Annotated in this window: 10 protein-coding genes; 9 read left to right on the top strand and 1 reads right to left on the bottom strand. The window is 38.7% G+C overall.

Annotation, left to right across the window (positions count from 1 at the left end; translation table 11 throughout):
* The 3 genes from rbsK to LACPOB_RS0110225 form a co-directional block, all read left to right on the top strand.
* Window positions 1-817: ribokinase (rbsK, locus tag LACPOB_RS12085; RefSeq protein ID WP_017868726.1), on the top strand; the 817-nt coding region annotated here is incomplete at its 5' end.
* A 24-nt stretch (window positions 818-841) separates the two neighbouring features.
* Window positions 842-1519, top strand: a complete 678-nt coding sequence (gene deoC, locus LACPOB_RS0110230; protein ID WP_017868725.1) for a deoxyribose-phosphate aldolase — start codon at window positions 842-844, stop codon at window positions 1517-1519.
* 108 nt (window positions 1520-1627) lie between these two features.
* The gene (locus LACPOB_RS0110225; protein WP_017868724.1) at window positions 1628-2575 is read left to right on the top strand and encodes a sugar-binding transcriptional regulator; all 948 of its coding nucleotides are present in this window, start codon (window positions 1628-1630) and stop codon (window positions 2573-2575) included.
* Between the two features lie 355 nt (window positions 2576-2930).
* Here LACPOB_RS0110225 and LACPOB_RS12080 read toward each other — a convergent pair whose 3' ends face one another.
* Complete coding sequence (locus LACPOB_RS12080; protein WP_017868723.1) at window positions 2931-3365, bottom strand: TM2 domain-containing protein; 435 nt, start codon at window positions 3363-3365, stop codon at window positions 2931-2933.
* Between the two features lie 755 nt (window positions 3366-4120).
* Between LACPOB_RS12080 and LACPOB_RS0110215 the strand changes: the two genes are divergently transcribed.
* From LACPOB_RS0110215 to essC, 6 genes are all read left to right on the top strand, one after another.
* The gene (locus LACPOB_RS0110215; protein WP_017868722.1) at window positions 4121-4417 is read left to right on the top strand and encodes a WXG100 family type VII secretion target; all 297 of its coding nucleotides are present in this window, start codon (window positions 4121-4123) and stop codon (window positions 4415-4417) included.
* A 166-nt stretch (window positions 4418-4583) separates the two neighbouring features.
* Entirely contained in the window at window positions 4584-7985 is a 3402-nt protein-coding gene (gene esaA / locus LACPOB_RS0110210) for a type VII secretion protein EsaA (RefSeq protein WP_017868721.1), read from the top strand.
* Between the two features lie 11 nt (window positions 7986-7996).
* Window positions 7997-8494 carry a type VII secretion protein EssA gene (gene essA / locus LACPOB_RS0110205; RefSeq protein ID WP_146983678.1) on the top strand — a complete coding sequence of 166 codons (498 nt, stop codon included), beginning with the start codon at window positions 7997-7999 and terminating at the stop codon, window positions 8492-8494.
* A 197-nt stretch (window positions 8495-8691) separates the two neighbouring features.
* Window positions 8692-8967: an EsaB/YukD family protein gene (locus LACPOB_RS0110200; RefSeq protein WP_017868719.1), complete on the top strand. Its 276-nt coding sequence runs from the start codon at window positions 8692-8694 to the stop codon at window positions 8965-8967.
* Window positions 8964-10142, top strand: coding sequence for a type VII secretion protein EssB (gene essB, locus LACPOB_RS0110195; protein ID WP_017868718.1), 1179 nt, complete (start codon window positions 8964-8966; stop codon window positions 10140-10142). Before LACPOB_RS0110200 ends, essB begins: the two co-directional genes overlap by 4 nt.
* Window positions 10120-12959, top strand: a 2840-nt coding sequence (essC, locus tag LACPOB_RS13155) for a type VII secretion protein EssC (RefSeq protein ID WP_040533127.1), incomplete at its 3' end; no start/stop codon positions are given. The genes essB and essC, both read left to right, overlap by 23 nt.

The following is a 12959-nucleotide window of genomic DNA, read 5'->3' as shown; positions in this document are numbered from 1 at the left end:
TTATGGCGGTAAGGGATCAAATCAAGCCATAGCGGCTTCTAGACTGGGTTCAACTGTTAATTTAATTACAGCTGTTGGCAATGATGACTTCGGCAAGCAGCAGCTTGAAAATTACAAAAGAAATAATATCGATACACATAATGTTATTATTGGAAATGAAATCAGTGGAATTGCCCCTATTTTTGTAAAAGAAAATGGTGAAAATAGCATAATAATTGTTAAAGGAGCTAATAATGAACTAACTTCTCAGAAAGTTGATCAATATGAAAAAATTATAGCTGGATCTAAATTAATAGTATTACAACAAGAAATACCACTAGAAACTAATAATGAAGTGATTAAAATTGCTAATAAGTACAATGTCCCTGTTCTTTTAAATCCTGCCCCTGCCAGTGATGAAGTTTCTTTAGATAATATCAGTAAAGTTCAATTTTATGCACCCAATGAAACTGAATTAGCCAGAATAACAAATTTACCAGTTAATACGATCGATGAAATAAAATCAGCTGCTCAACAAATAGTAAAAGCTGGTGTTGATAATGTGATAGTTACTTTAGGCGAAAAGGGAGCACTATGGGTCACCCAAGAAAACCACAAATTGATCCCCAGTAAAAAAGTTGATGTAGTTGACACAACAGGGGCTGGAGATGCATTTATCGGTTCATTTGCACATTATTACACTTCTGGTCAGGATATCGAAACTTCACTTTCTGCTGCAAATATATATGCGGCGCTTACTATTAAGAAACGTGGTACACAAAAGTCATACTTGTCTTATAATGAAGTTGAAGAAGAGTTAAAGAACGATGTAGGATAAAAATTATAGAAAGAGGCACTAATTATGAAATTAAATGGTAAAGAATTATCAAAGTATATGGATCATACAATGTTACAAGCAGATGCGTCTAAGGACGACATCTTAAAAGTCATATCTGAAGCTAAAGAATATGATACAGCATCTGTTTGTGTTAATAGTTATTGGGCAGATCTGGTACATGAAAATTTAAAGGACACTGACATTAAAACTGTTTGTGTTGTTGGTTTCCCGTTAGGTGCAATGAGTACAAAAGCCAAGGTCTGTGAAGCGAAAATTTCCATGGATGATGGTGCTGATGAAATAGATATGGTTCTAAACATCGGTGAATTAAAGCAAGGTAATACAGAAGCTGTCGTACAAGATATCAGCGCAGTTGCCAAGGAAGTACATCAAAATTCTAAAATATTAAAGGTTATCATTGAAAATGCACTTTTAACTGAATCTGAAAAGAAAACTGCAGTTAAACTTACAATTGACGGTAAAGCAGATTTTGTTAAAACTTCTACTGGCTTTTCTACATCTGGTGCAACAGTTGAAGATGTAAAGCTAATGAGAAAAACAGCTGGTAATAAAATTCAAATTAAAGCTGCCGGTGGGATTCATTCTTTAGACGATGCAGTTAACTTAATAAATGCAGGAGCTGATCGTTTAGGAGTATCTGGAAGTGTAAAGATCTTAGAAGAAGCAAAAGCTAGCGACTAATTTCTTAAAAGGCACTTTTTAAGCTAGTTACACAATATTTAAAATTACTTCACCAATTGTCTGGTGGGGTAATTTTTTAAAATAGTATAAGTATAATGGAGATTTTTTATGGAAAAAAGATATGGACCAAAAAAATTAAATCAAAGTCTAAAAGTCGCACAATTGTTTTATGAAGAAAATATGGATCAAAGTAAGATCGCGGAGAAACTAAATCTTTCTCGTCCTACCGTTTCGCGTTTATTGAAAATTGCATACGAAACTGGAATAGTCAGAATTGAAATTCATGACCCTTCCATTGGTACAGAGGATTTAGCAACGGAATTATCTAAAAAGTACGGTATTAAAATATTGGTTGTTCCATCAAATTATAATGGTGAAATTTCAAATATTAATGCTATTGGTGCTTATGCGGCAGACTATTTGACAAAATTAATAAAACCAAATGATGTAGTCGGACTTGGTTGGGGGAAAACAATACATTCATTGACTACACATTTGGAACGTCATGTTGTTCCAAACGTACAAGTTGTACAAATAAAAGGTAGTGCAAGCATACAAAACGAAAATACTTATGCGTATGAAAGTATCAATGAATTAGCTAACTCATTGGGAACATCTGCACACTATCTTCCTTTACCCACCATTTTTGATACAAAAATGACTAAGGATATTGTTCAACAGGATAAATTTATCAATAATATTCTTGAATTAGGAAAAAAAGCCAATATTGCTGTTTTTACTGTTGGAACTGTACGAAAAAATGCTTTGCTTTTTCAAATGGGGTATCTTGATGAAAAAAAGAAACAGTATTTAAGAGAAAACGCAGTTGGAGATATAGTTTCTCGTTTCATAGATAAAGAGGGGAGTATAGTTGACAAAGAACTAAATGATAGGACCGTAGGGATCGAATTAGATGATTTAAAGCAAAAAGGTCATTCAATTCTAATTGCTGGAGGGATCTTGAAAGCCGCTGCTACTAACGCAGCATTAATAAAAAAATACGCCAATGAGGCAATTTTAGACACAACTTTGGCTCAAGAATTACTGAAACTTTGATAGTAATGGACGGATAAACTTATTATAGTTGGGAAGAACTTACTACTATCTAAAGCATACAGTTAAATAGTGTAAGAAATCCCAGTATTGGGGTTTTTATAGATATAAGACATTTTATTTTTAAGCTGAAAAATTATTTTTTCAAAATGTGCTATGTGAAACTATTTAAATAACACGCATACTAATTGGTAACGGCCTGACCTGCTGAGAGACGATTAACTGAGTATGTGTGCTATTTTACTGTCCTTATAGGTACTGAACGCTAATTGTTGATAATTTTTATTGAATTCAAAAAGACACTATCAAGCAGTTCAATCAATTGCTTGGTAGCGTCTAAAGATGAAAAAACTAATATTTAGTCTTTTTCGTTTTGAATCTGTTTGCTATTTTCTGAGCTTTCAGAATTTTCTGAATCTTTTGGGCTTTGTTCAGGCACATCAGTTTTTTTCTCAACAGAGCGTGCCGATAATATTTCCTGTATTGCTTCATTTTCAACTTTATTTTGATCTTCTTTAAGCCAGCCATTAATTAAAAAGACATCAACTAATTGCCAAATACCTGTAATTATTGCGCCAAGGCCAAATAACCAAACTAAAAGCCAAAAGATTAAAGTCATAGCAACGGCACTACCAGTTTTATGGAAAAAATACCTGTGTCCTCCCATAAACCCAGTAAAAAACCAAAGTAAGTAAGCAACCACAGGACTCTTCTTTCTCTTTTCTACCTCTGAGTTAACCAAGAGGTGTTCTTCATTAGTTAACTTGCTCAATAAATATGTATTGTTCTCCATTAATTATTCCCCCTGAGAAATATGTAAAGATTATCATCGTAAATCTTCTTAATTATCCCATAGTAGAAAAGTTATGCAAGCAAAATTCTATTTTTTTATGTCAAAATTTCAGAAAAAAATTGTAAAATGCTGTTTTTAAAGTACTCTAAAAAAGAACTTTTTGAAAACATAATGAAGCAATTCCATGCATAATTTATGCTTTGTTTTATGATATGGGCAAAATTTGACGGGATGATGAATGATTTTTATTTATCTTTAGGAAGAAAAAAGTTTAGAATATTTAAATATTTTAAGTGAGTATTTTTCACACTAGTTTATCAAAGTAAATTAATTTATGGTAATTATTTTTAAAAAATTATACTTATAAAAAGGATGTAATTTACAATATTTAAAGTGCTTATCTACTTTTCATTGTTTTTAAAACAGTAAGCAATAAAATATTTCGCTAGTTATGTAAAAAAATTTAAATTTGTTCCAAAAAATAACTAAAAAAATATAAATTATAAAATTATAGGGAAACGATTATAAGTTGAATGGATAAATTGGATTTCTCAGTATTAAAGCATAATATCACGCTTACATAAATTGTTACTATTGTGACAAAAATGGTCTGCTTTAGTTAACCATGATAAGAAATAGCAAAGTTTTTGTTATTGATTTTATAATAAATTAGCTGTAAGGTTTTTATATTAAGTAAATTTATGACGAGTAAATATATACTTAAAATATTACATAGTCAATGGAGGAAAAGAAATATGGCAGGAACTGTATCAGTTACACCAGAACAACTTAAATCGCAAGCGCAGGTTTACCAAACGGCTGCTGAACAAATTGAGGACGCTTTACGTAAAGTCAATTCAATGAACTCTGAAATTTCCGCAGAATGGAAAGGGCAAGCATTTAACGCCTATCTTGAACAGTACCAACAACTATCTGGCAATGTGAAACAAATGGAACAATTGCTTGAAAGTATTCACGCTCAGTTGAATAAATACGCTGATACTGTGGCCCAAAGAGATCAGCAAGATGCCGGCTCTTTTGGCTTGAATTAAAAATAGAACTACAATTCGTCGGTGTAGCTTTTGCACCGGCGTTTTCTGTTTTGATGAGCTCTTAAATGCTCATCAAAAATACATATCTTGAAGTGATGGACTTTTACCTGACATACAGGAAGTTACCTCATTTCTGAAATTTTAGATAAGGGATGCGAATTAAGCTTTGAAAGAAAAAATAACTAATAAGCTACCGTTAGTATTGACGGTGATTGGGACGTTGGTCTTGCTTTTTGCCTTAGCATTTTTAGGGTTTAAAGATAAGAATGTAGTACATACAACTAACAATACTAAATCACACAGTGACTATGTCTTGGTAAATGAGGATGCCGGACAAGAATTTAACGGCAAGAGATATCAGCTGGGTGCCGATTTTGTGACACTGATCAATCAGGATTCGAAAAATAACTGGGAAACTGCCTCAAGAAATGTTGCCAATGCCGGTGTTAAATCCGGACAGTATGATGCTGAGATCATTATTCCGCGTAACTTTTCGACACGGCTCTTGAATTTGAAAAGTGAGACACCTGAAAAAGCCTTAGTTAGTTATCGGGTTCGTGACTCGCAAAATGCAATCTCAAATGAACAGGTGGCTAATAAGGTCAATGGGATCTTAAAGGACTTTAGCCAACGCATTGTCCAAATGTATTTCTCTAATATTGTTGGGAATCTTTCAGAAGCACAGCACAATGTCAATAATATGGTTGGGGCTGAAAAAGCACAAACTACTAATTTGAGTAATACTTATGCGCCTGTTAAAGAACTGCCTCACGATTTTGATGAGATCGTCAATACATCTAGCCTTTTGTCGGAATCAAATGCTGACTTTAATATTGAACAAGAGGCTTTCGTTAAAGAAGTCAACAGCTTGCTGCAAGATAATCAACGCTCTTTGGCCGATGGAAGCAAAACGGCTGGCGATGCTAAAAGTTCTGTGAGTGAAAATAATAAGCAAAATGCTGACAAACTTGCACAGTCATTGGCGTTATTTGACCGACAATATCAGAAGCAAAAAGAACAATTGGCCTTACAATCTGAAAATGACAGTAGTGGTTATAATGGACAGTTTGGTGAATTTCATAATGTTGTCCGCTCCCAAATGTTGCAATTTGGTGGACAAGACGATGAAGGCAGCGTTTATCAAGATTATTTACACAGTGCGAAGTATTTCCAAGAAACTCAGCATGCACGGATCAAAGAGCTAAAAGAAGAAATTGACAGCTTGGATAAGCAATTAGCAAGCATGAATAAGTTAAAGCATCAAATTTCCGGCCAATTCTGGGGCAACGATGCTCAAGACTATGACCCGATCAATGCCAAAGATGAGATGGTGAAAACAGCCATTATCAAACAGATCGATATGGTGGGGAAAGGTGAAGATAATCATCTAGATGAAAGATACCTAAAATCGATCTCTAGTTTGGCATATTTAAATAGGGATGATTTCGACAAATTGCTTGAGCAATTGCAAAAAAATGATCAGCTTGGTCAGGATGAAGCTAACCAATTTAAAGATGCATATACCGTTCTTTCGCGCGCGGTCCCTGAAGGTGGCACAAACCACTTGGAATTAGTTGATGACCAACCAGAATTAAATACAGAAACTAAGAATATTCCGATCACGATCCCGTTAGACATTAACAAGCTAAGCTCGGGTCAAGGGCAACGATTGACTTTCACTGGTGATGGGATCGATGCCGATTTATCAAAGGTGGCTGGTGAAATCAAGAATACTTTGGACCATCAATATGGTGGTTCAACCAGCACAACAGTCCAGGGTAATTCGATTCAGATCAAGGTTACCCAGACACAACAGAAGGATGACGAACAAAAAGACGAACCAAAAGATGGCGACGGCAACTCTGATGAAACTTCAAAAAATACTAAAGCTAGCGTGCCAACTGGTTATCAAACTACTGCTCGTGTGTCCGTACCCATGAACGTCAAAAATGTTGTACAAGGAAATGATTATGCGACCCAAGATTATTCCTGGGCATTCGACGGGGAAAGTCCCTTTAATAAAGGAGCTTTGTCAACTTATAAAAATGTGAAGGATAAGCCGCAGCAAAATGTTGGTAAGTTAGTGACGGAATTTGCTGATCTGAAAGCTGGTGCCCAACAGGTCGTTTCCATGTATGGTTCACCGGACAGTCAAAGTATCAGCGCTTTTGCAAAACGAATCAGTGGTCCAGTGAATGCAAATAAGAAATTAAATGAGTTAGCTAGTCACGATTCCGTTTACTGGATGTACGGTAATATGAAACCAAAAGACTTGGAAGAATCGATCTCGAAGTCGCTGATCGAAAGTTATCGTAACAATGCACATAAGCTTTATACAGATATCGACGAACAGATCACTGCATTGGGTCAAACCTTGGGTACGTCTACCGATAATCTTCTCAAAGATGACGGTCAACACCAGCCGACTTTGTATGGGACTTATAACTTGATGGCTGAGCCTGAGCAGTTTTTGCGCCAAGCACGCCAGTTGAATGATTGGTATCAGCAAGCCAATAAGAACATTTCTAGTGGGGCTGATACTTGGAAGCAAGTTGAAAAAATAGCGCCAGAAAGTATCCTTGATGATGGCGACCAGTTGCCAGAAAAGAGAGATGATTCAAGCTCTGTCAGCCAAGTAGATGAACTTGGACAAACGCTTGATCAGTTAGCCAGTTCAACCCAAAATTCAGCTTCTGCAACACTGCAAAGTGCTGCCCAAGTTAAAGACGTTAAACCGCAAGTCAAAGAATTGACGAATTCAACTAATAAGGTGCGGCAAAAAGCAAACACTGTTTTGAGCGGTCTCGGAGATACGGTAACTAAATCACAGAAAAATACCAACGCTAATGATCAGTATTCCAAACGCTTTGGTCAAGTGATGTCCAATGCGAAAAATGGTGGAGCTGACAATCCACTGGTCTTTAATTTCTTAGCAAGCCCGATCCAAGCAGATGCTCAGCTTGGTGCAGTCCATGCCATTTCATTGGTGCCATATTATGCCACTTTGATCGTAGCACTGTTGATCTTAGTCTTTGCTTTATCGGTTCGTGAATTTATGCAGAAACGGCAGCTGACTGAAAATGACAACTTAGTGACACCGCATAGATGGTGGGAGAATGTTCCAAATGTGATCATGATCTTACTGTCAGCTTTAGTTGTTTCTTCAGTTTTTGCTGGTGTCTTAGTCCACTTTGCTGGAGGTAAGAACCAGATGATGTTGTTTATTTATTCACTACTGGTCGCTTTGGGAGGGACTTTAATACTGACAGGTGCGATCCGGCAGTTTAAGAAGACAACCTTGGTGATCTACGGATCGATTTTAGGGTTATTCTTCATTTTGACACCATTGTTAGGAGTAGTTACTAAACCAAATAGTTTTGCTAGTTGGTTGTTCCGATTCTCACCGTTCCAGAATATTCAAAATGGTTACACCGCATTGTTGAATAATGGCACAGTCGGGACGATCACGCTGATTGTTTTGATCCTAGCTGTGGTCTTGGGCTTGGCACTGAATTTCTTTGTCAGACCAAGCGAAGATGAAGTTAAACCAGAGACGACAGAAGAATAGAGTGATAGTTGATGACAAGAGGCCGTTTTTTTATCGTTAGCATAAGCATTTTGGTGATTTGGTGCATTCCGGAGACAGTTTTGGCCGCCAAAGGTGATCTTGATATTAATGAAGAGGTCATTTATCAGCAAAATGAGAGCAAAACGCAGAGCCCACAAAGTTCATTTGATATTGATGACTTGTTCTTGCAGCCGCGCAATAAGCGTGAACGGCAGGTCCAAGCTCAAAAAAAGCATAATGTCCGCCAAGCACAAAAAGACGTTTTTTTAAGTAAAAAAAATTCCGGCCGTTTGGAAGAAAAACAGTCGGTGACTAAAAGACTATTTCGATCCGATTACCAGCCGCTTGCTGATAGTCAGACCGGACCGCCAGTAACTGAAAAGAAAAGTTCACATGTTTTCTTGTGGGGCGGTTTAATGATCGGTGGCTTGTTATTTCTAGGTGCAGGGATCTTTCTAGGGAGTAAGTTTTCAGCCTGGAAGAATAATAAAACGACCGATAGGAGCTAGAGGAATGGCTTAGTGAATTAATATTTCACAACAAGAAGTTCTCCTGTGTTGAATGAAAGAGGGCAGTATATGACCTGTGACTTTAAGTCAGGCTGCAAATGTTTAATACATTCAACACAGCAGGCTTCTTAGTGTTACATAACAGTTAAAACTGAAACAGAAGTACAAAACATATTACAAAAAGAGGGGCATCCTTGATGGAAAAACAAGCAGCAATCGCGATCGGGTTGCATTTTAACGAACGGGTCATTGACCTAAAAGTACCAACGCAGGTCACTATAGCACGGCTGAAGGACTTATTGCGGGATTCTTTAGAAATACTGCAACTTGAATTGCCGGCTGATTTTTCATTAGAGGTACAAAACAAACCACTGCGGCTTGTCGAATATAAAAAAATAGTAGATTATCCATTGGCTAACGGCGATCAACTGGTAGTCAAAAGTGGGGAAAAGGGCAAAGGAGTAACACGATGACGCAAGTAAAAGATATTTCTGAAAAATATGAATTTTTGACAGACGAAAAGGTCGTACAAGTTACCTTGGAGCCTAGTCAATATGATGTTTCCCGGACCGAACAGTTCGGCTTGTATTTAACCGAGCGTCAACACTTTTTGGCTGGCAAAATGCAGGAAGCCTCAGAACGTCAGCTGGTCGTCAACTACACCAAGGATCCTTTAACGACTAGTTTAGCCGATGAATCTTTCAAGAAATTGCCGATTTACGAACGATTGATACTGGCGCAAAAAGTGGGTTTTCTGGAGAATTACCTAGGCACCCCTGTTTCACCCTTGATCGCGCCGGAGAATATCTTTATCCAAGGTGACCAATTGCTGGTGGCACACCGCGGATTTATGGACGCAGTGGCACCTAGAGTAGAGAATGAAACCAACTATTTTAAAGAATACCGGGCTTTGATCTTATACATGATCAACCCTGACCTGGAATACTCACAACTGATCGATGGTGCTGGTACACTCAATACTCAACTATCTAAAAAGATCCAAGCAGCTCAGTCTTTTACAGAACTCGATGGGATCTTACATGAAGAAGCAGCCCGCCAGCAAAAATTACGGCAAAAAAGCAGTCGCACTGTCAGCAAGAAAAAGTATTTGTCCTTTAAGTGGGGGGCTATTGTTTTAGCAGTTTTGACTGTTGTTTTGGCCGTTACAGCAGGCTTTTTAGGCTTTAACAAGTTACCGGCCGAACAAAGGGTGATCACCGCTCAAACACAATATAATTCGAAAAACTATGGCGGCGTATTGGATACCTTAGAAAAGGATAAGCCTGAAAATTTACCAAAAGGTGCACAGTACATTGCGGCTGTCAGTTCAGTTCAGTTGGATTCTTTATCACACAAACAGCAACGCGCCTTACTGAACAACTTATCACAAAAATCAAGTGAGAATACCTTGCTTTATTGGATCTACTTAGGACGAGGCGACTTCAAGGAGAGTCTGAATATCGCTAAAAACATCGGTGATAACCAGTATATCTTACATGCCTATACGAAACTTTATGATGCTACTAAGAGTGATGATAAGATGTCTGGTGCTAAAAAACAGAAATTGTTACATCAGTACGATAAATCGATCAATAAGTATTTGAAAACGTTAGGAGGCAAGAAAGATGGAACTCGTAAAGACAGCTAATACCCGCATCAACGCTGAACAGCCGCAAGATGAAAATGTCTACGACATCTTTTACATGGGTGCGACCTTTCTTGTTGACCAGCTGAGTCAAGGACGGCAGAATTTGCAGCTAGCAGACAGAAAACTGACTTATAGTCCGCAAGGTGTTTTGGTCAACGGGCAAATTTATCAAAATGACCAGGCAGATTTGCAGGTCATTGATCACACTCAAGTCAAGACAGTCTACACTGGTAAGCCACGCCAAGATTTTGAGATCTCACAGGCCCCAGCAAGTGCGGTACAAGTAGAAACCCCAGCATTTATCACTGCGCATCAAAGTTTGGATCGGAATGGTTATTTACTGAAGGTTTTTGCAAACGGCGCACCAGTTTATTTCAATGAGAGAAAAATAGACGAAGCTGAAGTGACTTTGACAGTTGGCGATCGCATGTTAGTGGATGGCGTGTTACTTGAACTCAAGGTCACACAGTTGGCTTTTACTAGTATCTATCATGACTTTCATTTGGATCCGTGGCAGTTAGTGACCGAAAAATTTGCTTCCGAGTATCCGGTAGATTTTCCGCAGTTTCGCCGGAGCCCTCGGATCAGGTTAAAGCAGCCTAAGGATAAAATTGAGATCAAGTCCCCTAAGTCCAAGGCGACTCAGGGACGCAGCAACGTCTTAGCGATGATCGTTCCACCGTTGGGGATGGTGATCTTGAGTGTTTTAGTGAGCTTTATGAGTTCAGCTAATCCAGCCTGGATGATCGCCATGGGCGGAGCCAGTGTGTTGACAGCAGGCTTTTCTGTTTCCAGTTACTTTGCCGATAAAAAAGATATTAAAGCTAAAAATAAACAGCGAGAAGAATCTTATCGCAAATATTTGGTGAAACAACGCTCACAAATCGAGCAATTGCAGCTCAAGCAGCGACATGTTTTAGAATATATGGTCCCGTCAGCCGTGAAATTGGCAGAATTGGTGGCTCGTTATGATTCACGGATCTATGAACGGATGATGCAAAATGATGACTTCTTACAGATTCGTTTAGGACGCGGGGATATTCAGCCTAGTTTTGAAATTCAATATCGTCCAACTGATGAAGAAGATGAATTAAGCAGGCAAGCCAAACGGATTCTAGTCAACCCTTACCGCAAGCTAAAGGATGCACCGATCGTTGTTTCATTGACTGGGCAAACTTTAGGGCTCGCAGGCAGTTATGATATTTTGCGTCAAGCGGTCCAATCAATTTTATGGCAAATCGCAGTCTTACATTCATATCGAGATGTGGAATTCATTACCTTGATTCCCGAGACTGATTACGCTATTCACTGGCAGAACTGGCGCTGGTTGCCGCATATGAAGATCGAAAGCTTGAACTTGCGTGGGATCGTACATAATGCGCAGACCAAAGATATGGTCTTGAATTCCTTTTACCAAATCTTGACTCAACGTCGGCAAGCTCAGCGTGAAGCAGGTAACGACAAAGTTGTCTTTAGTCCCCAATATGTTTTTACGATTTTATATGAAACTTGGTTATCCGGTCACCAGTTAAATGAATTTTTAGCTGATGATCTTAGTGATCTAGGAGTCACAGTGATCTGGGGCAAGGATTCGCTCAATATGTTGCCGGAAACAGCTACGACGACTGTTGAATATTCCAGTCGTGAGAGCGGGCGACTCTTGAACCGCAATAATGTTTATGAAGACCAGTTGTTTAGACCGGATCACTTGCCGGAAAATAATCAGCTGGCAGCAGCAATTGAAAAACTGGCTAACCTTGATCACGTGGAAACAGAAAAGAATACGATCCCTGATTCGATCGATTTTCTGTCAATGTATGGCGTGAAACAAACTTCTGAGTTACAAATCGGCAAACGATGGCAGAAAGCTGATACATCAAAATCACTGGCTGTGCCTTTAGGTGTTCGAGGTAAAAATGATTTAGTATATTTGAATTTGCATGAACGAGCTCATGGTCCTCATGGTTTGATCGCCGGGACAACTGGGTCAGGTAAATCCGAGATCATTCAAAGTTATATTTTGTCGTTGGCCGTTAATTTTGCACCCGAAGATGTTGGCTTCTTACCAATTGACTTTAAAGGTGGCGGAATGGCGAACCTCTTTAAGGACCTGCCGCACATGTTAGGTTCGATCACTAACTTGGACGGTGCAGGCTCTGCACGAGCGCTGGCAAGTATTCGAGCTGAATTGCAAAAGCGGCAAAAACTTTTCCGTGATTTTAACGTGAACCACATTAACGGCTACACTAAGTTATATAAGCAGGGTAAAACGATCACGGATCCGGTTGAAAAGAAGCAGTATCCTGCTAAGCCCTTGCCGCACTTATTCTTGATCTCTGATGAATTTGCTGAGCTGAAAGCCAATGAACCAGATTTCATGACTGAGCTGGTCTCAACCGCCCGGATCGGACGATCGCTGGGTGTGCACCTGATCTTAGCAACTCAGAAACCAAGTGGGGTCGTGGATGATCAGATCTGGTCGAACTCCCACTTCAAGTTGGCTTTAAAGGTTTCTGATCCCACGGATTCTAATGAGATCATCAAGACACCGGATGCTGCGACAATTACTCAACCTGGACGAGCCTACTTACAAGTTGGTAATAACGAGATCTATGAGCTTTTCCAGAGTGCTTGGAGTGGGGCGGATTATACTCCACATAAGACCAACGAAAAGAAGGTCGATGAACGGATCTGGCTGGTCAACGATTACGGGCAACAAGAATTACTGACTGCCGACCTTTCTGCTGGTGAGGATTTCAAGGTCACTGAAGATAGTAATGAACAACAAAGCCAACTGGAAGCGATCGTGGCTCAAAT

Origin of the sequence: Ligilactobacillus pobuzihii E100301 = KCTC 13174 (assembly GCF_000349725.1) — a bacterium.
Taxonomy (GTDB): domain Bacteria; phylum Bacillota; class Bacilli; order Lactobacillales; family Lactobacillaceae; genus Ligilactobacillus; species Ligilactobacillus pobuzihii.
The sequence above is the reverse complement of the archived record's forward strand: the minus strand, read 5'-3'. Positions and strand labels throughout refer to the sequence as shown.